This window comes from Streptantibioticus silvisoli, from assembly GCF_027947535.2.
In the GTDB taxonomy this organism is placed as follows: Bacteria; Actinomycetota; Actinomycetes; order Streptomycetales; family Streptomycetaceae; genus Streptantibioticus_C; species Streptantibioticus_C silvisoli.
The window spans coordinates 1-24350 of record NZ_JAAGKO020000041.1 but is presented as its reverse complement, the minus strand read 5'-3'; the positions used below and the strand labels follow the sequence as shown (position 1 = coordinate 24350).

The window sequence follows — 24350 nt, the reverse complement described above, 5'->3', positions numbered from 1 at the left end:
CTCACGGCTTGATGACCAGCGTCCCGGCCGCCCGGTCGTGCCAGCCCTGCGTCTTGCCGGTGCTGTCGAAGAACGGCGACAGGTACACCAGCGCCGCGCCGATGTAGCACAGGAAGACGCCGACGATCGGGATGATGAACCGCACGAACCCCGACCCCAGGCCCGGGTTCTGCCCGTCACGCTCCTTGACGACCTTCAGGCCGACGGCCATCTTTCCCAGCGTCTGGCCGAGGAACGCGATCATCAGCCACTCGTAGAGCAGTGCGAAGCCGGAGAAGATCCCCATGAACGCGAAGATCAACCCGAACCCGCCGTCCGGCGAATCGCCCGTCGCGTCCGTGCCGTGCATGCCCATCGCGCTCGCCAGCCCCGCGAACATCGCGATGAGGATCACGATGCCGGTCACCACGCCGTCCAGCAGCCGGGCGAGGAACCGCTGGCCCATGCTCGCCACCTGCACGGTGCCCAGGAACGGGACGTTGACGTAGCCGTTGTGCGCCTGCGCGGTGCCCTGCGCGGGCATCCCCTGCGGATACCCGTAGGCCGCGTTCGGGTCGTAGCCCTGCTGGGGGTAACCGTAGGGCTGTTGCGCCGGCTGCTGCTGCGGGTAGCCGTAGGGCTGCTGGTTCGGCGGCTGGGCCGGCTGCTGCTGGGGATAGCCGTACGGCTGCTGCTGCGGACTGCCGTAGGGGTCCTGGGGGCCGGGCGGGTAACTCACGGGTGGTCCTATCGCAGTGCCGGAACGCTGAAAGGCTGACAAGCCGGACACCTCAGAGATCCAGGTTCCACAAGCGCCCCCGCACCCCCCTGGCCCAGCGCTCCCATCGTCCTGGCAGCACATGTGCGCTGTCCAGACAACCCGTTCAGACGACCAAAGATCAGTAATCTTATAGGGTGTTATGCCCCACAATGCGGCGTCTGGTTGACGGCCTGATTGGTTCCGCGCCCGCCCCATCCTGGAGTATGGAGTCATGACCGCCCAGATTCTCGACGGCAAGGCCACGGCCGCCGCGATCAAGTCAGAACTCGCCGTGCGTGTCGAGGCCCTCAAGGCCCGCGGCATCACCCCCGGCCTCGGAACCGTCCTGGTCGGCGACGACCCCGGCAGCCACATCTACGTCGCCGGCAAGCACCGTGACTGCGCCCAGGTCGGCATCGCCTCCATCCAGCGCGAACTGCCCGCCGACGCCACCCAGGAGCAGATCGAGTCGGTCGTCCGTGAACTCAACGACGACCCCGCCTGCACCGGCTACATCGTCCAGCTCCCGCTGCCCAAGGGCATCGACGTCAACCGGGTCCTGGAACTCATGGAACCCGACAAGGACGCCGACGGCCTGCACCCGATGAGCCTGGGCCGCCTGGTCCTCGGCCAGACCGGCCCCCTGCCGTGCACCCCCAACGGCATCGTCGAACTCCTGCGCCGCCACGACGTCACCATCAACGGCGCCAACGTCGCCGTCGTCGGCCGCGGCATCACCGTCGGCCGCTCCATCGGCCTGCTGCTGACCCGCCGCTCCGAGAACGCCACCGTGACCCTGTGCCACACCGGCACCCGCGACCTCGGCGCCGTTCTGCGCCAGGCCGACATCGTGGTCGCCGCCGCCGGCGTCCCGCACCTGGTCACACCGGAGAACATCAAGCCGGGCGCCGCGGTGCTCGACGTCGGTGTCAGCCGCGACGCCGACGGCCGCATCGTCGGCGACGTCCACCCCGACGTCGCCGAGGTCGCCGCCTGGGTGTCCCCCAACCCCGGTGGCGTCGGCCCCATGACCCGGGCGCTGCTGCTGCAGAACGTGGTCGAGGCCGCCGAGCGCCAGGTCGCCGCGGACCATGTCGGCTGAACCGGCCGGCGACGAACGCCGCGTTTCCCAGGTGACCACCGACACCGCCCGTCCCGAGGGCGGCGGCCGGGCCGCCCCCGCCGACCTGCCCGCTCCGGCCCGCCAGTGGCCGCTGCTGACGGTGCTGGCCGGGGTCGCGCTCGGCCTGATCCTCACCGCCGCCGACGCCTTCCGCGTCGGACTCATCCTGGTCGGGGCCTCTCTCCTGCTGGGGGCGGTACTGCGCTGGCTGCTGCCCGAGGTCGGCATGCTGGCGGTCCGCAGCCGCTTCACCGACCTGATCACCTACGGCGTCCCCGGCGCCGCGATCGTCATCCTGACGCTGATGGCCCAGCCGGATCCCCTGCTCCATCTGCCGTTCCTGGACCACATCATGCGGTTCGCCGTGCGCCGCTGAGGCGTGGCGGGCGGGGCGGGTGGGGGTGCCGCGGGTCGGCGTCGCGGGTCGGCGCCGCGGGTCGGCGCCGCCGGTGGGAGGCGTCGAGCGGGGGTGCGGCCGGTCGAGGGCGCCGGGCGGGGCTGTGGCGCGGGGTGGGGTTTTCTCCGGGGCCCGCGGTCTCGGCGTCCGTGCGGTCTCGGCGTCCGTGCGGTCTCGGCGTCCGTGCGGTGCGGGTGTTCGTGCGGTGCGGGCTTTCGGGGGAGGAGCTGGCCTTCGGGGGAACTGCTGGCGCTGATGCCGTTGTGGCGGGTGCGGGTGTACCGGGGCGGGTGTCCGGGGCCGGGCCCGGCCCTTTAGCGGGTGCGGGCGTCCGGGGCCAGCCGGGCCCGAGCGGGGCCTGGCGTCTGGGGAGCTGTCGGCGCCGGCGCGGGTGTGGGCGTCCGGGGCGGTCTTTCCGGCGCCGGTGTAGGCGGATGTCTGTCGGCTGGGCGCTGAGCGCTGGGCGCTGGCCGCAGGGGAGTGGGTGCTGGTGCGGGGGCCGGTGGCCCGGAGTGCGGGGCGTCCGTGGGCGGGTGGTGGACGTCCGCGGTGGGGGAGGCATCGCATAGGGTGCACGGCGTGAACACCGCACGGTGCCCTGTGCGAACACCGTCTCGATCGTGTGTCCGACGGTCGGTTCGCGACATCTTCTCGGTGGGTCTCGGCGCCGGTTCAGGGCCCGGGGCAGCAAGTCGGGGCTCCGGTGGGCTCCTTCCGGGTGGCCGGATTTCTGCGGCTCGGGGCGGGGGAGGCGAACCGCCCGACCTGGAACGCGTCGCCTTGGGTAGTCATCCGGCGACAGTTGTGGCACCGGGACGACCCGGCGTACTCCAGGGAGAACCATGCGGCGGCGCGTTCGCACGCGATGGACGGAGGGCCGGTCGTCCGGCGACGCGTGGACTGACAGGGTGTCGGCCGCCGACCGGTGGCTTTCCGGCCCCATGGCGTCCCGTGCCGAGCCCGATCCGGTCCTGGCGGCCCGCCGTGGCAGGCGGTGGCGCGCGGTGCTCGCCGGGCTGGCGGCCACCGCCCTGCTCGGTGGGGGATTCGCCGAACTGTTCCAGCCCGGCTCCCCGAGCCCCCGGACCGCTCGCCGGCCGGCACTGCATCGCGGACTTAGTGGGGCGCACCACACCCCGTACGGCGATGGCGGGCACCAGGTGTCCGATAGCCTTGCGTGGGTTCTCTCGGCGTCGAGAGATTGATGTCGCGGGAGCCGACAAGGGCCGAACAAGGCTGGGGACGCCCACCGTCCCGCTTACGGGGGTATCCCCCCGTCAACACAGCGCAGGAGATCGCAATGACCCGCACTCCCGTCAATGTCACCGTCACCGGTGCGGCCGGCCAGATCGGTTACGCACTGCTGTTCCGGATCGCCTCCGGTCACCTTCTCGGCGCCGACGTGCCGGTGAAGCTGCGCCTTCTGGAGATCGCGCCGGCGCTGAAGGCCGCCGAGGGCACTGCCATGGAACTCGACGACTGCGCCTTCCCGTTGCTGCGCGGCATTGACATCACCGACGACCCGAACGTCGCCTTCGACGGTGCCAACGTGGCCCTGCTGGTCGGCGCCCGCCCCCGCGCCAAGGGCATGGAGCGCGGTGACCTCCTGGCCGCCAACGGTGGCATCTTCACCCCGCAGGGCAAGGCGATCAACGGCCACGCCGCCGATGACATCAAGGTTCTGGTCGTCGGCAACCCGGCCAACACCAACGCGCTGATCGCCCGGTCCGCCGCCCCGGATGTTCCGGACGACCGCTTCACCGCCATGACCCGCCTCGACCACAACCGCGCCATCAGCCAGCTCGCGCAGAAGGCCGGCGTCGGCGTCGAGGACGTCAAGAAGGTGACGATCTGGGGCAACCACTCCGCCACCCAGTACCCCGACATCTTCCACGCCGAGGTAGCCGGCCGTAACGCCGCCGAGGTCGTCAACGACGAGAAGTGGCTGGCGGAGGAGTTCATCCCCACGGTCGCCAAGCGCGGCGCCGCCATCATCGAGGCCCGCGGCGCTTCCTCCGCGGCGTCGGCCGCCAACGCCGCCCTTGACCACATGCACACCTGGGTCAACGGCACGGCCGAGGGCGACTGGACCTCCATGGGCATCGTCTCCGACGGCTCGTACGGCGTCCCCGCCGGTCTCATCTCCTCCTTCCCGGTCACCACCAAGGACGGCTCGTTCGAGATCGTCCAGGGTCTGGAGATCAACGACTTCTCGCGCGCTCGTATCGATGCTTCTGTCAAGGAGCTGGAGGAAGAGCGCGACGCGGTGCGCGCGCTCGGCCTCATCTGATTCTCCCGACTCCTTTCCGGGGAGCCGAGGACCAGGACTTCACCGTAGACCTGATTCGCGAACTCTGTCCGGAGTTATCCACAGGGTCGGCCCGCTGCCGGGGTTATCCACAACCCCGCGGCGGGCCGCCGTTGTTTCAGGGGTGCGCCTGGCCGGGGGTGCCACGTCCAACTCGCTGGCGTGGGGCGGTTGTTCTGCGATCGCCGGTCGGATCGGCCGGCCCGGATTCGTGGGTCCGGGCCCGCCGGTGCGGCCTGCCAGCCAGGATCCGCGGGTTCGGGATCCGCCGGTTCGGGATCGCCGATGCACGGGTGAACCGTTGATCGCCTGATCGCCTGATCGCCTGATCGCCTGACCGGCGCCTCCTCGGTCGGCCGCTGACAACTCCCTTAGAGAGCAATGACGTTGGGGTTTTACGCCCGTCCTGCCGTCGCCTCCGCCAGCACCGAGCACAGCCGCTCCAGCGCGCCGCTGAAGGCGTGCTCGGGCGGTCCGCCGAAGCCGATGACGAGAGTGGGCCCGGCGACACGCCGACGGTCGGCCACCGCTCCGGAGGTGAGCACGCGGCCGGCGTCCATTGCCCCGGCGTCCCCCACTCCGGCGTCCCCCACCCCGGGAACCACCGCTCCGGCACTTCCCGCTCCAGCACTTCCCTCTCCGGGGCCCACCGCGCCGGCCACCGTCCCACCGCCGCCCCCCACTCCGGCGCCCCCGGCGCCCTCATCCCGCGTGCCCCAGCCGGAGCTGGCCGGATCTGCCTCCGGTTCTGGGAGGTCTCCGTAGAACGTCGGGCCGGCGAGGGCCAGGCCGAGGGTGGCGGCGCGGGCGGTGAGGGCGGGCACGGAGGGGGAGCCGGGTGGGAGTTCGATCACGGCGTGCAGGCCGGCGGCGATGCCGTGGACCCGGACGGCGGGGGCGTGTTCGGCGAGGGCGGCGACCAGGCGGTCGCGGCGCCGGCGGTAGTGCTGGCGCATGCGGCGCACATGGCGGTCATAGCCGCCGGAGGCGATCAGTTCGGCGAGCGCCAACTGCTCGATGACCGGGGAGAGGTGGTCGGCCATGCGCTTTTGCAGGGTGACCGGTTCCAGCAGGCGTTCGGGCAGTACGAGCCAGCCGAGGCGCAGACCGGGGGCGAGGCTCTTGCTCGCGGTGCCGGCGTAGACCACGGCGGACGGATCGAGTCCCTGGAGCGCGCCGACCGCCTGCCGGTCGTAGCGGAACTCGCCGTCGTAGTCGTCCTCGATCACGGTCCCGCCGGTCCGCCGTGCCCATGCCACCACCGCGGTCCGCCGCTCGGGAGAGAGCGGGACACCGGTCGGGTACTGGTGGGACGGGGTGAGCAGGACGGCGTCCGCCGATCCGAGGGCGTCAATGCGCGCGCCGTCCGCGTCGACCGGAATCTCCACCGTCGTCAGCCCGGCCTGCCGCAGGATCGTGGGCGTGTCCGGGAAACCCAGGGCCTCCACCGCCATCCGCCGTGCCCCGCCCGAACGCAGTGCCCGGCCCAGCAGCCCGACGGCCTGGAGGAAACCCGAGCAGATCAGCACCAGTTCGGGATCGGCACGTACACCGCGCGCTCGTGCCAGGTACGTCGCGATTTCCTCGCGCAACTCCGGACGGCCGCGTGGATCGCCGTAGCCGAAGACGTCGTTGGGGGCTCGGCGCAATGCCTGACGCGTCGCTGCCAGCCACGCGGAACGCGGGAAGGACGACAGGTCGGGCGACCCCGGCCGCAGGTCGTACGGCAGCCGGGTCTCCTGCGGGAACGACATCAGCCCGGCCCGTGTCAGCGTCTGCTCGGAGGGCGTCGTCACGTTGGCCTGAGTGGCCGGCCGTACTGTTGCGGGTCGTTCGCTGCGCCGTGTGCGGGGGCCGTCGGGCGGACCGGGCCGCCCCGGTGCCACCCGGGTGCCCGAACCCTGCCGGGCGGTGAGCCAGCCCTCGGCGATCAGTTGCCCGTAGGCGTCGGCGACGGTGTTCCGCGCGATGCCCAGGTCGGCGGCGAGGGTCCTGGACGAGGGCAGCCGGGTGCCGGCCGCGAGCCGGCCGTCGCGTACCGCGTCGCGCAACGCGTTCTCCAGCCCGGCCCGCACCCTGGTGCCGGTCAGCGGTCCCAGGTGCAGATCGACACCGGTGCCTCGCAGATTGGCCTGCCCATCCATGTCATAAGTGGACCATGCGGCTGGGCCAATCGCGGTCTACCGTGAAGCCATGACCACGACCAATGTGAACGAAACGGTGCACGGGGGCAACGTCGCGAAGGATCATGATGCGAAGGTGCGGCCCGCCGACATGCCTGTTCCGGCGGCCGCGCAGCGTATGCGGCTGGGGCAGCTGGCCCCGGACTTCCACCAGGCGATGGTGGCGTTGGACGCCGCGGCCGCGAAGGGCCTCGATCCGGCTGTCAGCGAGCTGATCCGGCTGCGTGCCTCCCAGGTCAACGGCTGCGCCTTATGCGTCGACATGCACGGCCACGACGCCCGCGCGCTCGGGATCCCCGAGCAGAAGGTCCTGGCAGTCACCGCCTGGCGGGAGACCCCGTTCTTCACCGGCCGGGAACGCGCGGCGCTCGCACTGACCGAGGCCGTCACCCGGCTCGGCGAACACGGTGTGCCGGACGATGTGTACGACGAGGCCGCCCGCGTCTTCGGCGAGGACGAACTCGCGCGGGTCGTCGCCATGGCGGTGACCATCAACGCCTGGAACCGCATCGGTGTGGCCACCCGGATGTCGCCGGCCGTGCGCCACGATCACCGCGGGGTGTGACGGGGTACCGAAGCGTCCACCCGCCCTCACCGCTGCGCGGCGGGGCCCGCCGCTGCACCGGAACGTCAGCCGTCCCTGGCCGTCGCGCGGTGCCCCTCAGCCCCGCCAGGGCATGAGCAGGCCCGCGTCCATGACCTCCTTGAGCGACGGCGCCTTCTCGTCCTTCGCCGACATCAGTGGCTGCTCGGTGAAACCCCAGGGCAGCGCCAGATCCGGGTCCAGCGGATTGATGTCGATCTGGGTACCCGGCACGAAAGCGCTCGACAGCACGTAACAAATGCATGCGTCATCGGTGAGCGTCAGGAAGCCGTGGCCCACACCCTCCGGTACGTACACAGACACGCCGGAATCGGCGTCCAGCAGGGTGCTGGCCCACCGGCCGAAGGTGGGCGAGCCGACCCGCAGGTCCACCACGAAATCACGCAGTACACCGCGTACACAGGTGATGTATTTCGCCTGTGCGGGCGGATCGGCCACGCTGTGCAGACCGCGCAGCGTATTGCGTCGCGACACCGAGTAGTTGATCTGCCGCGGCTCGAAGGGCTGTCCCATCACCCGTTCGAACTCGTCGGTCCGCATGGATTCGTAGAACGTCCCCCGGTCGTCGCCGATCTGGTCCGGCGTGATGACGAAGGACCCGGGTACCTCAAGTTCGGCGAAGCGCACGACTTCCCAACCCTCCTGTGCTGACGTCAACGCACGCATGGCGCACGGGCGCCCAGTGTCGGCGCTCGTCATGGAGCCCCACTCGAAGGGCGGATGTCAGTGGTCGCTGCGATGCTGAAAACAGCAGCCACTTCCTGTCCGCGACCAGTCGGAGGCCCGACCGAGATGCTCACCACGAGGTACGTACCAGGGACGCCAAGCTGGACCGATCTCAGCACGCCCGAGGTCGAGGCCGCCAGTGCCTTCTACGGCACCTTGTTCGGCTGGGCGTTCCGGTCGGCCGGACCGGGCGCGGGCGGCTACGGCATGTTCACCCTCGGCGCGCAGACGGTGGCCGCGATCGGTCCGACGGCCGAGGAGGGCGGGGAGTCGGAGTGGACGGTGTACTTCCATACCGACGACGCCGACGCCACCACCAAGGCGGTCGAACTCGCGGGCGGGACCGTGCGGTTCGGGCCGTTCGACGTCTTCACGGCCGGCCGCATGGCGGGGTACACCGACCCCACCGGCGCGCGGTTCGCCGTCTGGCAGCCCGGTGAGCGACGCGGGCTCGACGCCGTCACGGATGTCAACACCTTGTGCTGGACCGAGCTGACCACGCGTGATCCCGACCGGGCCAAGGAGTTCTACCGCTCGGTCTTCGACTGGCACATCCAGGACATGCCCATGGGCGACGGGGTCTACGGTCTCGCCGGGCCGGCCGGCACCGGCATGGAGGCCACCCACAGCGGCATCATGGGCATCAGCGACCAGATGCGCGAGATGGGCCTGACCGGCACCGAGTGGAACGTGTACTTCGAGGTTGTCGACTGCGACGCGGTCGTGGCGCTCGCGGAGGCCCAGGGCGGCCGGATCGTGATGCCCGCGACCACCATGCAGGACATCGGCCGTATGGCCGTGCTGGCCGACCCCTTCGGTGCGAAGTTCTGCGTGATGACCAGCGCCACGGGGGCCTGAGACTCGCGGTCGCCCTGTCCCGTCCCTGGGACCATCCCCGTTCCGGAGACGGAGGCGGGGACGGTCCCGGTACGGGGAGATCGCCGACGTCCGGTGCGGATCGGCCGCCGACCCATCCGCCGCGTCGTCGCCGAGCCGCGTTCAGTGCTCCGACCGCCCGCGGGCCGCCTCAGCGTCTCTCGCCGCCCCGACGTCCCCCTGCCGCCCCCGTGGCCCGCCGCCGCTCCGGGAGGCGCCAGGCACCCCTCCGGAGGCCACTGAGCCCCCGCCGGCCGCCGCGGCACCGTCTGCCGCGACGCCGGCAACCCCCGCCCTGCTGTCCGCTCCGGCACCGTCAGCACCCGCCCCGCCATCCGCCCCGGCACCGTCCTCCGCCGCGCCCCCCTCGCCGAACCTGGCCAGTGCCAGCGCGCCGAGGACCGCCAGGGCGTAGCCGGCGATGGCGAGGCCGCCGAGGCCCGGCCGGGTGCGGTCGCCCAGGGCGAGGACGCCGACCAGCGCCGGGCCGATCGTCTCGCCGATCACCATGGCGGCCGTCGCCACCGTCACCGAACCGCGCTCCAACGCCGACGTCAGCAGCAGGAACGCCGTGCCGCCGCCCAGCAGCACCGCGTAGGTCGCCGGGTCGGACGCGATCCCGCCCGGCGTCAGCCCCGGGATCAGCCGGACCGCGACCGTCACCACGCCGAAGCCCAGCCCGGCGCCCAGGCCCAGCGACGCCGACCGGAAGCGCGCGGGCAGCCGCCCGGCCGGCAGGCCCAGCAGCAGCACCAGCGCCGCGGCGCCCAGCGTCCCCCAGCGCAGTGCGGGCGTACCCGTGCCGGAACCCTCGGCGCCCGCGGCCAGCGCCAGCAGTCCCAGGCCCGCGCACACCACCGCCACCGCCGCCCACTCGGCCCGGCCCAGCGACACCTTCAACACCCAGGAGGCCACGACGGCCGTCACGGCCAGGCTCGCCGCCAGCGCCGCACCGACGGCGTAGATCGGAACCGTGCGCAGCGCGACGATCTCCAGCACGAAACCGACGGCGTCCACCGCCAGGCCGAGGATGTACCAGCCCTGCCGGACCGCCCGTACGAGGAGCCGGGGATCGACTCCGGACGTCTCCCGGCCGGTGGCCGCGCGCCGCGCCGCCACCGCCTGGAACACCGAAGCCGTACCGAAACAGAGCGCGGAGCCGAGGGCGCACAGCAGACCGGGAAGCACCCCGAGGACTCTACGGCGCCGACGCGGCGTGATCAGCGCCGCACCACACCTTCGCGTGGCGCCGGGTACGTCGTACCGTAACGGGGAAGTCGATCGTGGGAGTCCGGCGGCGACGGCCGGACGACGAGGCGGTAGCTGACCTGGGAGCGCGCGCGGCATGGCGGCACAGAAGTTGTGGACCGGCGGTGTCCTGGACCGGTTCGTCGCCTCGGACCCGGGGCTGCTGCGACTGACGGCGGGACTGCGTACCGTCGCGTCCATCGCGCTGACCCTCGCCGTGCTGGCCGCCTTCCGGGCGCCCGCGGTCCTGCTGGTGGCCGGCGCGATGGCCTCGATGGTCTCCACCTTCGCCGTCGTGGAGTCCAGACCGCGCGAACAGGCCGTCACCCTGGCCACCGGCCTGCCCGTCGCCCTCGCCGCCGTCTCCCTCGGCGCGATGCTCAACCGGTACGTGATTCCGGGCGACATCTTTTTCATCCTGCTGATCTTCTGTGCCGTATACGTACGCAGGTACGGCGACCGGGGCACCGCACTGGGCCTGATGAGCTTCCAGTTCTACTTCGTCTCCCTCTTCGTGCACGCCCGTCCCGCCACCCTGCCGCCGCTGTACGGGGCGCTGGTGGCCGCGTTCTGCTGTGCGGCGATCAGCCGCTTCGCCCTGGTGCGTTCCGCGCCGGAACGCACGCTGGACCGGCTGCGCAGGGCCTTCCGCGCCCGGCTGGCCCAGGTGGTGACCACCGGGACCGGCCTTGTCGGTGCCGGTGCCGAGGGGGAGGGTCTGGAGAAGGCGGTCGCGGAGCTGCGGCGGGACACCGCACGGCTGCACGAGACCGCGCTGATGATCCAGGGCCGTCTGGAGGACGGCACCCGCGACCCGGCCTCCGCCGACCTGCTCCAGCGCCGCATCGCCGACGCAGAGATCGCCGCGGAACGCCTCGGGCTGCTGCTGATCAAGGCCCGTGACCAGGACAACGCCACCACCCTCACCCTGCACATGCCGCCACTGCCGGAGGAGGCACCCGGCGGGGCTCCGGGGCGGGTGCACGGCGGGCGCCGCACCGAGGACGCCGTCACCGCCCGGCTGCGCCGCGACCTGGCCGGGCTGCGGCTGCTGATCACCCGCTCCGCCCCCAACGACCGCGGCACCGCGCTCAACGTCATCCGCAACCGCCTGCTGGGCTACCGCGACCAGGAGAACCTGCCCGACGCCCCGCTGGTCGAGCAGGACGTATTCCGGGGCATCGGTGAACTGACCCGCGCGGTGCTGGGCCTGCGCATGCCGGTCGACGGACCGCAGGACGAGTCCGACGACAGCCCCGAGACCATGCGCTCCCGCGAGGAACTCGACGCCGAGGACCTGTCCATCGCCCGGGAGGACGACGACGACCACGACGCGGACGCCGACGGCACCGGCGGACTGCGCCGGCCCACCACCCGGGCCGCCTTCCAGGTCGCCGTCGGCTCGGCGCTGGCGGTCGCCGGCGGTGAGCTGCTGTCCACCCAGCGCTGGTACTGGGCGGTGCTGACGTGCTGGGTGGTCTTCCTCAACACCTCCTCCACCGGCGAGATCCTCGTCAAGGGGTACCGGCGGCTGCTGGGGACCGTGCTCGGCGTGATCGCCGGTGTCGGCCTGGCCGGCGCGGTCGGGCACCACGTGTGGACCGCGCTGGCACTGGTGCTGTTGTGCATCTTCGGCATGTTCTTCACCGCGCCGCTGTCCTACGCGCTGATGTCGTTCTTCGTCACGGCCATGCTCGGCCTGCTCTACACGCTGCTGAACACCTACAGCCTCGCGGTACTCCTGCTGCGCATCGAGGAGACCGCGCTCGGCGCCGCCTGCGGTGTCATCGCCGCCCTGCTCGTGCTGCCGGTACGCACCGACGACCGCACCGACCAGCAGTTGCGTACCGTGCTGGAACGGCTGCGCGAGGTCAGCACGGCGGCCGTCGGCCAGCTCAGCGGCGGCCCGGCGGCCGACCTGCTCGACCTCGCCCGGGACCTGGACAAGGCATTGGACGACTTCCGGCGCTCCACCCGCCCGCTGACCCACCCCATCACCCCGCTGCGGGTCCGGCGGCGTACCGCGCGATACCTGGTCGGCATGCTGGAGACCTGCGCGTACCAGACCCGCAGCCTGGCGGCGACGGCCGAACTCATGCCGGACAGCAGCCGGATCGCCGCCGACCCGAGACTGGCGCTGGCCGGCCGCCGCATCGGCGACAACCTCGACGTCCTCATCGCCCACCTCGCCGACGACAACGCCGGCGGACGCGTCGAAGCAGGCGCCAGTGTCGCCGCCATGCTGGAGGGTCCCCGGCCGGAGGTGCCACGTCCCGGCTCGGTGACGTTCCGCGTGCTGCGGCACATCCAGCGGCTCGACGAGTGCGTCGTCGGCCTCGCCCGCCCGCTCGGCGTCCCGCTGGCCACCGGCCGCGAGGAGCCGGCACCGGGCAAGGGCGGCGCGGACCGCACCCCCCTGCCCGGCACCGCGTGACACGGCACGCGCTCATCGCGCGGTGTACGTCACGTTGCCGACCTACACCCGCTTGTCGCGTCGGGACCCGTCGCGCGGTGTACGTCATGCCGGCGACGTACACCCGCACGTCGTGCAGAGACCCGTCGCGCGGTGTACGTCACGTCGCCAGCGACGTGCACCCGCTCGTCCCGTCGGGACCTGTCGCGGTGTACGTCACGCTCGCAACGCACACCCGCCCGTCGATGCCCGTCGGATCGTGACCCCTCACGTCGTGACGACGCCGAGCACCTCGCGCAGCTGCGTCAGTCCCCAGTCCAGGTCCTCGCGGGAGATGACCAGCGGGGGTGCCAGGCGGATGGTCGAACCGTGGGTGTCCTTGACCAGCAGGCCGCGGGCCATCAGCGCCTCGGAGATCTCCCGGCCGGTTCCGTGCTCGGGGTTGATGTCCACCCCGGCCCACAGGCCGCGCCCGCGCACCGCGTCCACCGCGCCGCCGCCGACCAGCGCGTTCAGCTCGGCGTGCAGGTGCTCGCCCAGCTCCGTCGCCCGCTGCTGGAACTCGCCGGAGCGCAGCATCGCCAGCACCTCCAGCGCCACCGCGCACGCCAGCGGGTTGCCGCCGAAGGTCGAGCCGTGCTCACCCGGCCGGAACACACCGAGTACCGCGCGGGACGACACCACCGCCGACACCGGGACCACGCCGCCGCCGAGCGCCTTGCCCAGCACGTACATGTCCGGCACGACGCCCTCGTGCTCGCAGGCGAAGGTCTTGCCGGTCCGGCCCAGACCGGACTGGATCTCGTCGGCGATGAACAGCGTGTTGCGCTCGGCGGTGATCCGCCGCACCCCCGCCAGGTAGCCGCTCGGCGGCACCAGGACGCCCGCCTCACCCTGGATGGGCTCGATCAGCACCGCGACGGTGTTGTCGTCCACCGCGGCCTCCAGCGCCGCCAGGTCGCCGTACGGGACGACCTCGAAACCCGGCGTGTACGGGCCGAAGCCGGCGCGGGCCTCCTCGTCGGTGGAGAAGCTGATGATCGTCGTGGTGCGGCCGTGGAAGTTGCCGTCGGCCACCACGATCTTGGCCTGTCCGGCCGGTACGCCCTTGACCTCGTAGCCCCACTTGCGGGCGGTCTTGACCGCCGTCTCGACCGCCTCGGCGCCGGTGTTCATCGGCAGCACGGCCTCCATGCCGCACAGCTGCGCCAGCTCCGTGCAGAACGCGGCGAACCGGTCGTGGTGGAAGGCGCGTGAGGTCAGCGTGACCCGGTCCAGCTGCGCCTTGGCGGCGGCGATCAGCCGCTCGTTGTGGTGGCCGAAGTTCAGTGCGGAGTACCCGGCCAGCATGTCGAGGTAACGGCGCCCCTCGACGTCCGTCATCCACGCCCCTTCGGCGGTGGCGACCACCACCGGCAGCGGGTGGTAATTGTGCGCGCTGTGCTCGTCGGCCTGGTGGATCAGGTCGCTGGACAGTGCCTGCGTGGTCACCTTCGGGACTCCGTTCGTCGCACGTGTGGACCGGGCGGCGCCGGGAGGAGGAATCAGCCCCGGCACGTGTCCCTCGCTTTCTATCGTCCGGCGTCGTGCCGGGGAAGAAAGCGGGACTTGCGGTTTCCCGATAGGGCATTGCGAAATCCCGATGTCTGAGACACGCCCGGTCGGCATGGCCGCTCTGACCTAGAGTGATGGCGTGAGCCGTGACTGGCGCGCTGGGATGGGATCGACCATCGGGGAGCGGCTCACGTCAGCAGTGCCGTGCGCCTGGGCCGTCTCGTGGCAACCGTATGCCCCCGCCCGGAGGACCCCATGGCCGAAGAACTCAGCACGCAGTCCGTCGCGTACCGCAGCGCCCTCGACGTCATCCGCGCCGTCGAACCCCGTGTCGCCGACGCCATCGGAGCCGAGGTCGCCGACCAGCGCGCCTCCCTGAAGCTCATCGCCAGCGAGAACTACGCGTCTCCGGCCGTCCTGCTGGCCATGGGCAACTGGTTCAGCGACAAGTACGCCGAAGGCACCATCGGCCGCCGTTTCTACGCCGGCTGCCGCAACGTCGACACCGTCGAGGCGCTCGCCGCCGAACACGCCCGCGAGCTCTTCGGCGCGCGGCACGCCTACGTCCAGCCGCACTCCGGGATCGACGCCAACCTCGTCGCGTTCTGGGCGGTGCTCTCCCAGCGGGTCGAGAGCCCGGCGCTGGCCAGGGCCGGGGTGCGGCAGGTCAACGACCTCGCCGACGCCGACTGGGACGTGCTGCGCCGCGAACTGGGCGACCAGCGCATGCTCGGCATGTCCCTGGACGCCGGCGGCCACCTCACCCACGGCTTCCGGCCCAACATCTCCGGCAAGATGTTCGACCAGCGCTCCTATGGCACCGACCCCGTCAGCGGACTGCTGGACTACGACGCGCTGCGCGCCACCGCCCGCGAGTTCCGGCCGCTGATCATCGTGGCCGGGTACTCCGCGTACCCGCGTCTGGTCAACTTCCGCCTCATGCGCGAGATCGCCGACGAGGTCGGGGCGACGCTCATGGTCGACATGGCGCACTTCGCGGGCCTGGTGGCCGGCAAGGTCCTCACCGGCGACTTCGACCCGGTGCCGCACGCGCAGATCGTCACCACGACCACCCACAAGTCGCTGCGCGGCCCGCGCGGCGGCATGGTGCTGTGCGACGACACCCTCGCCGAACACGTCGACCGCGGCTGCCCGATGGTCCTGGGAGGGCCGCTGCCGCACGTGATGGCGGCCAAGGCCGTGGCGCTCGCCGAAGCCCGTCAGCCGGCCTTCCAGGACTACGCACGGTGCATCGTGGACAACGCCCACCGTCTCGCCGACGGCCTGCTGCGCCGCGGCGCCCGTCTCGTCACCGGCGGCACCGACAACCACCTCGTGCTGCTCGACGTCGCCGGCTACGGCCTGACCGGGCGCCAGGCGGAGGCCGCGCTCCTCGACAGCAACATCGTCACCAACCGCAACTCCGTCCCCAACGACCCCAACGGCGCCTGGTACACCTCCGGCGTCCGCCTGGGCACCCCGGCGCTCACCACCCGGGGCCTGGGCGCCGCCGAGATGGACGAGATCGCCGCGCTCATCGACACCGTGCTGACCGCCGCCACGCCCGCCACGACCGCCTCCGGTGCGCCGTCCAGGGCCAAGCACCTGCTGGACCCGGCGGTGTCGGCCGAGGTCGCCGCCCGCGCCACCGAACTGCTGGACGGGTTCCCGCTCTACCCGGGCATCGACCTGAGCTGAGCCGCGCGGCACCCGCGCCGGGGAGCGCACCGGACGTCGTCGCCCGATCGCCGGACCTGAGAGGATGAGGTCATGGCCATCGAACGTCCTCGTGTGCTCTCCGGCATCCAGCCCACCGCGGGCTCGTTCCACCTCGGCAACTACCTCGGCGCGGTGCGCAACTGGGTCGCCCTCCAGGAGACCCACGACGCCTTCTACATGGTCGTCGACCTGCACGCGATCACCGTGCCGCAGGATCCCGCCGAACTGCGGGCGAACACCCGGCTCGCCGCCGCCCAGCTGCTGGCCGCCGGGCTCGACCCCGAACACTGCACCCTGTTCGTGCAGAGTCACGTGCCGGAGCACGCCCAACTCGCCTGGGTCATGAACTGCCTCACCGGTTTCGGCGAGGCGTCCCGCATGACGCAGTTCAAGGACAAGTCCGCCAAGCAGGGCGCCGACCGCACCACCGTGGGCCTGTTCACCTACCCGGTCCTTCAGGTCGCCGACATTCTGCTGTACCAGGCCGACGCCGTGCCGGTCGGTGAGGACCAGCGCCAGCACGTCGAGCTGACCCGTGACCTGGCCGAGCGGTTCAACGGCCGCTACGACAAGGGCGGCACCGCGACGTTCACCGTGCCGAAGCCGTACATCGTGCGGGAGACGGCGAAGATCTACGACCTTCAGGACCCGACCGTCAAGATGAGCAAGTCGGCCTCGTCACCCAAGGGGCTGGTCAACCTGCTCGACGAGCCGAAGACGTCGGCGAAGAAGTTCAGGAGCGCCGTCACCGACACCGACACGGTGATCCGCTTCGACGAGGCGGCCAAGCCCGGCGTCAGCAATCTGCTGACGATCTACGCCACCCTCACCGGTACCGCGATCCCGGCGCTGGAGGAGCGGTACGAGGGCAAGGGGTACGGCGCGCTGAAGACCGACCTGGCCGAGGCCTTCGTGGAGTGGGTCACCCCGTTCCGCGAGCGCACCCAGGCGTATCTCGACGATCCCGAGACGCTGGACGCGGTGCTGGCCTCCGGCGCCGACAAGGCGCGTACCGTGGCCGCGGAGACGCTGGCCACCGTCTACGAGCGGATGGGCTTCGTCCCCGCCAAGCACTGACAACGAGAACGCACTCGGGCGCCGAGTGACGACACCCGCCGTGCGGGACGCGTGAACCGCGTCCCGCGCTACTTTCGACACCCGACCCTCGACGGTCTCGGAAGGGGGAAACCCAGTGGGATCCAGAACGATCGGCGTATCGGTCGCGGTACCGGAGCCGTACGGCAGCCTGCTCCAGCGGCGCCGGGCCGGCTTCGGGGACCGTGCCGCGTACGCCATCCCCAGTCACGTCACCCTGCTGCCGCCCACCGAGGCCGACGAGGATCTGCTGCCGGAGTTCGCCCGGCACCTGGCCGCCGTCGCCGAGGGCGGCCGGGCCTTCCCGCTGCGGCTGTCGGGCACCGGCACGTTCCGGCCACTGACCCCGGTGGTGTTCGTGACGCTGGCCGAGGGCGCCCCGGACTGCGCGCGGTTGCAGGAACGGGTGCGTTCCGGGCCGGTCAGCCGCGAGCTGGACTTCCCCTACCACCCGCACGTCACCGTCGCCCACGGGATCGCGCCCGAGGCGCTGGACCGCGCACAGTGCGAGCTGGCCGCCTTCAGCGCCGCCTGGACGGTCACCGGCTTCGCCCTGTACCAGCAGGACGCCGGCGGGGTCTGGCACACCCTGCGGGAGTTCCCCTTCGGCCGGCCGCCCGGCGCCCCGGCCGCACTCCCGCACCAGTACGGCACCCGCCCCGGCGCGGACGCGGGCGGCCGCCTGTCGTGACGTACCGCGCCCCGTCGTGACGTACGCGTCACGTTCCCCGGGGTCTTCGTAACGTACCGCGCCCCGTCATGACGTACACGTCACGTTCCCGGCGTCTTCGTGACGTACCGCGTCGTGCTTCCGGCGCTTCGTGACCGTGACGTATCGCGTCACGAAAACCGTTCCGCCGCACCGGGCGAAACGGGAGCAATACCACAAGTGCGAGCACCTCGCCTGATGGAATTTCGCCGCGTTCGACACCAAGAGTCCCCCGATGGCCGATCGGTGTCGGTCGATCAGCGGATCGGCCGGATCAGGTATGTCCGCCCGGCGGCCGGGTAGGCGCCGATCATGGAGTGGATGACGCGGCTTCCGGTGATCGGACCGTGGATCGCGCGGGCCATGCGCACCCACGGTTGGCGGGCGTTCGAGCATGCCCAGGAGGTCACCTGGGACCGGCTCGCCGCCGCGGTCACCTTCACCAGTTTCATCGCGCTGTTCCCACTGATCACCGTGGGTGCCGCGATCGGCGCCGCGATCCTCAGCAAGAGCCAGCTCGACGACGTCATCCACAAGGTCAACCAGCAGATCCCGGGCCTGGCCGGGCAGGTGGACATCGCGGGACTGGCCGCCAACGCGGGCACGATCGGCACCATCGCCGGCGCCCTGCTGCTGCTGACCGGTGTCGGCTGGATCGCCCAGCTGCGCGGCTGCCTGCGCGCGGTGTGGAAGCTCGACGTCGACCACGACAACCCGGTCAAGCGCAAGATCCTCGACGCCGGGGTGCTGGCCGGGCTCGGCGGCGTGGGACTGGCCTCCATGGCCTGTTCGGCGTTCGCCACCACCGCCGTCGGCTGGGTCGTCAAGCACATCGGGCTGGTCAGCGGCGGCCCCGCGAGCGTCCTGCTGACGGTCGCGGGATACGCGGCGGCCGTGCTGGTGGACTTCGCGGTACTGGCCTACGCGCTGACGCTGCTGCCGGGCGTGCGGCCGAGCCGGCGGGCCGTCGTGGAGGCCGGGCTGCTCGGCTCGGTCGGCTTCGAACTGCTCAAGGTCCTGCTGTCGGGCTACCTGCAAGGGGTCGCCGGCAAGAGCATCTACGGAGCCTTCGGCACCCCGGTCGCCCTGCTGCTGTGGATCAACTTCATGGCCAAACTGCTCATGTTCTGTGCCGCGTGGACCGCCACCCAGCGCGACGGCTCAGGGGTGGGGCCGACCGCCCCCGCCGCGGCGCCCGGCACCGCGGCGGGTCCCGCCGTGACCCCCGGGGACGCCGCCCCGGGAGCCGCCATCACTCCTGCCGACGCCGCCGGCGCGACGCGGGGCTGGGCCAGCGCCGCCGTACCAGCAGCGACACGCCGGCGAGAAGGACCAGCACGCCCGCGGTGATCCCGGCCGCGGTCCACATGCCGCTGTCCGAACCGGAGGCGACCGACGCGGACGACGTCTTGCCGCTCCTGGCCGCGGCCGGCTTGTCCTTCGCCTTCGCCGACGCGGCGGCCCGGGCGCGCTGCACGCTCTTCGGCGCCACCAGCGTGCCGACCGGCGTGACCTTGCCCTCGGCGGCGAAACCCCAGTTCAGCAGGGACTCCGCCTCCTTGTAGACCCGGTCGGTGCCCGGCTGCGGGTGCATGACCGTCACCAGCAGCTTGACGCCGTTGTGATCGGCGACACCGGTGTAGGTGTTGCCCGCGTTGGTCGTGTAGCCGTTCTTGACGCCGGCGATGCCCGGGTAGGGCTTCAGGCCGCCGGCGGGGTCACCGGCCAGCAGCCGGTCGGTGTTCTGGATGCCGAAGGTGTCGCGGTCCTTGGAGTCCTTCTTGTACTTGCCGGGGAACGCCGCGCTCACCGTCGAGCAGTACTCGCGGAAGTCGGGGTTCTGCAGGCCCGCGCGGGCGAACAGCGACAGGTCGTACGCGGACGAGACCTGGCCCGGCATGTCGTAGCCGTCCGGGGTCACCACGTGGGTGTCGTCCGCCTGGAGGTCATCGGCCTTCGCCTGCATCTCGGTGACCGTGGTGGCCACGCCGCCGTTCATCGCCGACAGCACGTGCACCGCGTCGTTGCCGGACCGCAGGAACACCCCGCGCCACAGGTCCTGGACCGTGTACGGCATGTCCTCCACTATCCCGACGAGGCTGCTGCCCGCGCCCATGCCCGCCAGGTCCTGCGGCTTGACGACGTGGGTCTCGTCCTTCGGGAACTTGCTGATGACGGTGTCGGCGAACAGCATCTTCAGCGTGCTGGCCGGCGGCAGCTTCCAGTGCGCGTCGTGCGACGCGAGGACGGCGCCGGTCTCCGCGTTGGAGATGATCCACGAACGCGCGGTGGTCTTCGGCAGGGCGGGTACGCCGGGTGCCATCGACACCTGCGTTCCCATGTCGCCGAGTCGGACGCCGCCGACCTGCGACATGTCCTCCGGGGGTGCGGGCGTACCGGACTTCGCGTACGCGAGGGGAGACGCCGACAGCACGGCGGCGGCCGCGATGCTCACGGCACACAACGTCAGAGCGGGGCGGCCTGGCGCGGCCTGAAGGATCCTGGACACGCATCGAACGTACAGGGCCCGTGTGGAGCGGACGACAGCCGTCCACTGGCCCGCGGGGGTGAGGAACGCCACGTTCGGCCTACGCGGCCACGGGCCGGTGCCGCGCTGGCGCTCCGGCCGCCGGCGTCGTAGCAGCCGCGCGGCGGACCCGGCGGCGGACCCGGAACGGGCCCGGCCATACTGGAAGGCATGAAGCTCAGCCGCCGCGTGTCCTGGTTCCTGCTCGCCTTCGGCGCCTGGAGCTGGATGATCTGGATCACGTTCGTGAAGAACCTGTGGGCCGACGCCAGCGGCCTGGCCTTCCACCACGGATCGCCCACCGCGTACTTCTACATCCACCTGCTGCTGGCGATCGTCTCCTTCCTGCTCGGCACCGCCATCGGCCTGCTCGGCCTGCGCGGGCTGCGGGCCCTGAAGGCGGAGAACGCCGCGGCAGCGCCGCAGAGCGCCGGGTGAACGTGGTGATGCCCCCGTTCCCGGCAGGGGAACGGGGGCATCACCGGGTCCGCGGTGGTGACCGCGATCAGAAGCGGCGGGTCAGCAGGGCCCGCTTGACCTCCTGGATCGCCTTGGTGACCTCGATGCCACGCGGGCAGGCGTCCGTGCAGTTGAACGTGGTGCGGCAACGCCACACGCCGTCACGGTCGTTGAGGATCTCCAGGCGCTGCTCGCCGGCCTCGTCGCGCGAGTCGAAGATGAACCGGTGCGCGTTGACGATCGCCGCCGGGCCGAAGTACTGACCGTCGTTCCAGAACACCGGGCACGACGAGGTGCACGCGGCGCACAGGATGCACTTGGTGGTGTCGTCGAAACGCGCGCGGTCCTCCGCGGACTGCAGGCGCTCACGGGTCGGCTCGTTGCCCTTGGTGACCAGGAACGGCATCACGTCGCGGAACGCCTGGAAGAACGGCTCCATGTCGACGACGAGGTCCTTCAGGACCGTCAGACCCTTGATCGGCTCGACCGTGATCGGCTTTTCGGGGTTGATGTCCTTCAGCAGCGTCTTGCAGGCCAGCCGGTTGCGGCCGTTGATCCGCATGGCGTCCGACCCGCAGATGCCGTGGGCGCACGAGCGGCGGAACGTCAGCGTGCCGTCCAGCTCCCACTTGATCTTGTGCAGGGCGTCCAGGACCCGTTCCTTGGGGTCCATCTGCATCTCGTAGTCGACCCAGACGACCTGGTCGGAGACCTCGGGGTTGAAGCGCCGGACCCGCAGCGTGACCGTGATCAGGTGCGCGTCGCCGGTCTCCGCCGCGTCCAGCGCAGCGGAGTGCTTGCTCTCCACCGTTGTTGTGCTCATCAGTACTTACGCTCCATCGGCTGGTAGCGGGTCTGCACGACCGGCTTGTAGTCGAGGCGGATCGACTCTTCGCCGTCTTCGCCGACCTCGCGGTACGCCATGGTGTGGCGCATGAAGTTGACGTCGTCGCGGGTGGGGTAGTCCTCGCGGTAGTGGCCGCCGCGCGACTCCTTGCGCGCCAGCGCGGACACCGCGAGCACCTCGGCCAGGTCGAGCAGATTGCCCAGCTCCACGGCCTCCAGCAGGTCGGTGTTGTACCGCTTGCCCTTGTCCTGGACGCTGATGCTCTTGTACCGCACCTTCAGCGCGGCGATGTCGGACACCGCCTGCTTGAGGGTCTGCTCGGTCCGGAAGACCATCGCGTTGGCGTCCATGGTCTCCTGGAGCGCCTTGCGGATGTCGGTGACCCGCTCGCCGCCGTTGGCGTCCCGCATCCTCTCCACCAGCTCGACGACCAGCGAGTCCGGGTTCTCCGGCAGCTCCACGAAGTCGTGGGTCGCCGCGTACTCGGCGGCGGCGATGCCGGAACGGCGGCCGAAGACGTTGATGTCGAGCAGCGAGTTGGTGCCCAGCCGGTTCGCGCCGTGCACCGACACACAGGCCACCTCGCCGGCCGCGTACAGCCCGGGGACGACCGTGGTGTTGTCGGTCAGCACCTCGCCCTGCACGTTGGTCGGGATTCCGCCCATCGCGTAGTGCGCGGTCGGCTGAATCGGCACCGGGTCGGTGTACGGCTCGATGCCCAGGTAGGTCCGCGCGAACTCGGTGATGTCCGGCAGCTTGGCGTCCAGCTGCTCCGGCGGCAGGTGGGTGAGGTCGAGGTAGACGTGGTCGCCCTCGGGACCGCAGCCGCGGCCCTCGCGGATCTCGGTGTAGATCGCGCGGGAGACGACGTCACGGGAGGCGAGGTCCTTCATGACCGGCGCGTAGCGCTCCATGAAGCGCTCGCCGTCCTTGTTGCGCAGGATGCCGCCCTCACCGCGGGCACCCTCGGTGAGCAGGATGCCCATCCGCCAGATGCCGGTCGGGTGGAACTGGAAGAACTCCATGTCCTCCAGCGGGAGCCCACGCCGCCACGCGGCGGCCTGACCGTCGCCGGTGAGGGTGTGCGCGTTGGACGTCACCTTGTAGAACTTGCCGTTGCCACCGGAGGCGAAGATGACCGCCTTGGCCTGGAAGACGTGGATCTCGCCGGTCGCCAGCTCGTAGGCCACCACGCCGGCGGTGCGCTTGACGCCGTCCACCTCGGCCAGCAGCAGGTCGAGCACGTAGAACTCGTTGAAGAACTCCACGCCCTCCTTGACGCAGTTCTGGTACAGCGTCTGGAGGATCATGTGACCGGTGCGGTCGGCGGCGTAGCAGGACCGGCGTACGGCCGCCTCACCGTGGTTACGGGTGTGACCGCCGAACCGGCGCTGGTCGATCCGGCCCTCGGGCGTCCGGTTGAACGGAAGGCCCATCTTCTCCAGGTCGAGGACCGCGTCGATGGCCTCCTTCGCCAGGATCTCGGCGGCGTCCTGGTCGACCAGGTAGTCGCCGCCCTTGATCGTGTCGAAGGTGTGCCACTCCCAGTTGTCCTCCTCGACGTTGGCCAGGGCGGCGGCCATGCCGCCCTGCGCCGCGCCGGTGTGGGAACGGGTCGGGTACAGCTTGGTCAGCACGGCGGTGCGGCTGCGCTTCGTCGCCTCGATGGCCGCGCGCATGCCGGCGCCGCCCGCGCCGACGATGACGGTGTCGTACTTGTGGATCTGCATGGTCGCGTCAGCCTCGGGTCTACTGGATGTTCGGGTCGAAGGTGAAGATCACCAGCGTGCCGAGGAGCACGGTGAACACGGTGGCCGCGTAGAGCAGCCACTTCAGCCACGTACGGGTGACGTCCCGCTCGGCGTAGTCGTTGATGACCGTCCGCAGGCCGTTGGCGCCGTGCAGCATGGCCAGCCACAGCATGGCCAGGTCCCACAGCTGCCAGAACGGGTTGGCCCAGCGGCCGGCGACGAACGCGAAGCCGATCTTGCTCACGCCGCCGTCCAGCACCAGCTGGATCAGCAGGTGGCCCAGCACCAGCACGACCAGGACGATGCCGGACAGCCGCATGAACAGCCAGCCGTACATCTCGAAGTTCGTGCGGGTGGCGCGCGGGGTGCGCTTGGTACGCGCCCGCGGCGGTTCGATGAACGGCGCCGGGTTGTCCGGACCGAACGGGGTCACTCCGCCATCGGCCGCATCGGCGGCGTCGACGGGGTTGTGGGTCTCGGCGGACATCCTCAGCTCCCGAACAGATCGTGCAGGGAGTGCTGGAGCACGGGATAGAACGCCCCCGCCATCAGCACCACCCAGATACCGACAACGGACCACAGCATCTGCCGCTGGTACTTCGGGCCCTTGGACCAGAAGTCGACCGCGATGACGCGCAGGCCGTTCAGGGCGTGGAAGAGGATGGCCGCGACGAGGCCGTACTCCATCAGGTTGACTACGGGGTTCTTGTAGGTCGCGACGACCTTGTCGTAGTCCTGCGGGGAGACACGAACGAGCGCGGTGTCGAGGACGTGTACGAACAGGAAGAAGAAGATGAGGACGCCGGTGACTCGATGAGCCACCCAGGACCACATGCCTTCCCGGCCGCGGTACAGCGTTCCAGCCGGCACGGAATACCCTCCGGTAACGGGATCAGGGACCTGCCGGCTTGACTGTCGGTCGGGCCCGGCCGGGTACGGTCCACCGGCCCCGTCCATCGTAGCGACGCCTTGTCGCTCCGCGACGCCGGGGCTGTCAGGTGTGATCCAACTAGCACCGCGCGGGGGAACGCGGGGGAGGTTTCCGCATGCCGGGGGGTGGTTCGTGGGGGCC

At 71.1% G+C, this 24350-nt stretch carries 20 protein-coding genes, 1 pseudogene and 1 riboswitch; of the genes and pseudogenes, 11 read left to right on the top strand and 10 right to left on the bottom strand.

Translation table 11 applies throughout. The features are described 5' to 3' along the window. Window position 1: 1 nt before the first annotated feature. Entirely contained in the window at window positions 2–718 is a 717-nt protein-coding gene (locus POF43_RS24480; protein WP_271316626.1) for an RDD family protein, read from the bottom strand. 253 nt (window positions 719–971) lie between these two features. Here POF43_RS24480 and POF43_RS24475 point away from each other — a divergent pair, with 253 nt between their 5' ends. The 3 genes from POF43_RS24475 (at window position 972) to POF43_RS24465 (ending at window position 4549) form a co-directional block, all read left to right on the top strand. Continuing rightward, on the top strand, window positions 972–1841 hold the full coding sequence (locus POF43_RS24475; RefSeq protein WP_271324611.1) for a bifunctional methylenetetrahydrofolate dehydrogenase/methenyltetrahydrofolate cyclohydrolase: 870 nt from the start codon (window positions 972–974) through the stop codon (window positions 1839–1841). Next, window positions 1831–2238 (top strand): DUF3017 domain-containing protein, encoded by a 408-nt coding sequence (locus POF43_RS24470; RefSeq protein WP_271324610.1) that lies wholly within the window; start codon window positions 1831–1833, stop codon window positions 2236–2238. Before POF43_RS24475 ends, POF43_RS24470 begins: the two co-directional genes overlap by 11 nt. A gap of 1321 nt (window positions 2239–3559) precedes the next feature. Then, window positions 3560–4549 carry a malate dehydrogenase gene (locus tag POF43_RS24465; protein ID WP_271318358.1) on the top strand — a complete coding sequence of 330 codons (990 nt, stop codon included), beginning with the start codon at window positions 3560–3562 and terminating at the stop codon, window positions 4547–4549. A 413-nt stretch (window positions 4550–4962) separates the two neighbouring features. On the opposite strand, the gene pdxR is transcribed toward POF43_RS24465, so the two are convergent. Then, window positions 4963–6711, bottom strand: coding sequence for a MocR-like pyridoxine biosynthesis transcription factor PdxR (gene pdxR, locus POF43_RS24460; protein ID WP_282704751.1), 1749 nt, complete (start codon window positions 6709–6711; stop codon window positions 4963–4965). Window positions 6712–6760: 49 nt separating this feature from the next. Between pdxR and POF43_RS24455 the strand changes: the two genes are divergently transcribed. Beyond that, a complete protein-coding gene (locus POF43_RS24455) occupies window positions 6761–7315 on the top strand; it encodes a carboxymuconolactone decarboxylase family protein (RefSeq protein WP_308217761.1) in 555 nt (184 codons plus the stop codon). Window positions 7316–7411: 96 nt separating this feature from the next. On the opposite strand, the gene POF43_RS24450 is transcribed toward POF43_RS24455, so the two are convergent. Next, complete coding sequence (locus tag POF43_RS24450) at window positions 7412–7981, bottom strand: dTDP-4-dehydrorhamnose 3,5-epimerase family protein (RefSeq protein WP_271325362.1); 570 nt, start codon at window positions 7979–7981, stop codon at window positions 7412–7414. Window positions 7982–8146: 165 nt separating this feature from the next. Between POF43_RS24450 and POF43_RS24445 the strand changes: the two genes are divergently transcribed. Then, a complete protein-coding gene (locus tag POF43_RS24445) occupies window positions 8147–8938 on the top strand; it encodes a VOC family protein (protein ID WP_271325363.1) in 792 nt (263 codons plus the stop codon). A gap of 369 nt (window positions 8939–9307) precedes the next feature. Here POF43_RS24445 and POF43_RS24440 read toward each other — a convergent pair. After that, window positions 9308–10132: pseudogene (locus POF43_RS24440) on the bottom strand (hypothetical protein); the annotation flags it as partial. A gap of 169 nt (window positions 10133–10301) precedes the next feature. Between POF43_RS24440 and POF43_RS24435 the strand changes: the two are divergent. Further along, window positions 10302–12638, top strand: a complete 2337-nt coding sequence (locus POF43_RS24435) for an FUSC family protein (RefSeq protein ID WP_271323196.1) — start codon at window positions 10302–10304, stop codon at window positions 12636–12638. A 246-nt stretch (window positions 12639–12884) separates the two neighbouring features. On the opposite strand, the gene rocD is transcribed toward POF43_RS24435, so the two are convergent. Then, the gene (gene rocD / locus POF43_RS24430) at window positions 12885–14108 is read right to left on the bottom strand and encodes an ornithine--oxo-acid transaminase (protein WP_271314271.1); all 1224 of its coding nucleotides are present in this window, start codon (window positions 14106–14108) and stop codon (window positions 12885–12887) included. Between the two features lie 199 nt (window positions 14109–14307). Beyond that, a riboswitch (ZMP/ZTP riboswitch) is annotated at window positions 14308–14394 on the top strand. Window positions 14395–14426: 32 nt separating this feature from the next. On the opposite strand from rocD, the gene POF43_RS24425 reads away from it, so the two are divergent. From POF43_RS24425 to POF43_RS24410, 4 genes are all read left to right on the top strand, one after another. Continuing rightward, window positions 14427–15869 (top strand): glycine hydroxymethyltransferase, encoded by a 1443-nt coding sequence (locus POF43_RS24425; protein ID WP_271323195.1) that lies wholly within the window; start codon window positions 14427–14429, stop codon window positions 15867–15869. Between the two features lie 72 nt (window positions 15870–15941). Beyond that, window positions 15942–16967 (top strand): tryptophan--tRNA ligase, encoded by a 1026-nt coding sequence (trpS, locus tag POF43_RS24420; protein ID WP_271323194.1) that lies wholly within the window; start codon window positions 15942–15944, stop codon window positions 16965–16967. Between the two features lie 115 nt (window positions 16968–17082). Further along, the gene (locus POF43_RS24415) at window positions 17083–17676 is read left to right on the top strand and encodes a 2'-5' RNA ligase family protein (RefSeq protein WP_271314268.1); all 594 of its coding nucleotides are present in this window, start codon (window positions 17083–17085) and stop codon (window positions 17674–17676) included. A gap of 330 nt (window positions 17677–18006) precedes the next feature. Continuing rightward, window positions 18007–19044: a YihY/virulence factor BrkB family protein gene (locus tag POF43_RS24410; RefSeq protein ID WP_271323193.1), complete on the top strand. Its 1038-nt coding sequence runs from the start codon at window positions 18007–18009 to the stop codon at window positions 19042–19044. Here POF43_RS24410 and POF43_RS24405 read toward each other — a convergent pair. Beyond that, window positions 18947–20143, bottom strand: coding sequence for a D-alanyl-D-alanine carboxypeptidase family protein (locus tag POF43_RS24405; RefSeq protein ID WP_308217284.1), 1197 nt, complete (start codon window positions 20141–20143; stop codon window positions 18947–18949). The two genes, POF43_RS24410 and POF43_RS24405, sit on opposite strands and share 98 nt — an antisense overlap. Before the next feature lie 249 nt (window positions 20144–20392). On the opposite strand from POF43_RS24405, the gene POF43_RS24400 reads away from it, so the two are divergent. Next, window positions 20393–20659, top strand: coding sequence for an SCO4848 family membrane protein (locus tag POF43_RS24400; protein WP_271314266.1), 267 nt, complete (start codon window positions 20393–20395; stop codon window positions 20657–20659). Window positions 20660–20726: 67 nt separating this feature from the next. On the opposite strand, the gene POF43_RS24395 is transcribed toward POF43_RS24400, so the two are convergent. The 4 genes from POF43_RS24395 to sdhC are packed head-to-tail and all read right to left on the bottom strand — an operon-like array spanning window position 20727 to window position 24148. Then, window positions 20727–21503, bottom strand: a complete 777-nt coding sequence (locus tag POF43_RS24395) for a succinate dehydrogenase iron-sulfur subunit (RefSeq protein ID WP_271314265.1) — start codon at window positions 21501–21503, stop codon at window positions 20727–20729. Then, window positions 21503–23257: a succinate dehydrogenase flavoprotein subunit gene (gene sdhA / locus POF43_RS24390; protein WP_271323192.1), complete on the bottom strand. Its 1755-nt coding sequence runs from the start codon at window positions 23255–23257 to the stop codon at window positions 21503–21505. The genes POF43_RS24395 and sdhA overlap by 1 nt, the downstream gene beginning before the upstream one ends. Before the next feature lie 19 nt (window positions 23258–23276). Further along, on the bottom strand, window positions 23277–23765 hold the full coding sequence (locus tag POF43_RS24385) for a succinate dehydrogenase hydrophobic membrane anchor subunit (RefSeq protein ID WP_271314263.1): 489 nt from the start codon (window positions 23763–23765) through the stop codon (window positions 23277–23279). Window positions 23766–23767: 2 nt separating this feature from the next. Next, window positions 23768–24148 carry a succinate dehydrogenase, cytochrome b556 subunit gene (sdhC, locus tag POF43_RS24380; RefSeq protein ID WP_271314262.1) on the bottom strand — a complete coding sequence of 127 codons (381 nt, stop codon included), beginning with the start codon at window positions 24146–24148 and terminating at the stop codon, window positions 23768–23770. Between the last annotated feature and the right edge of the window lie 202 nt (window positions 24149–24350).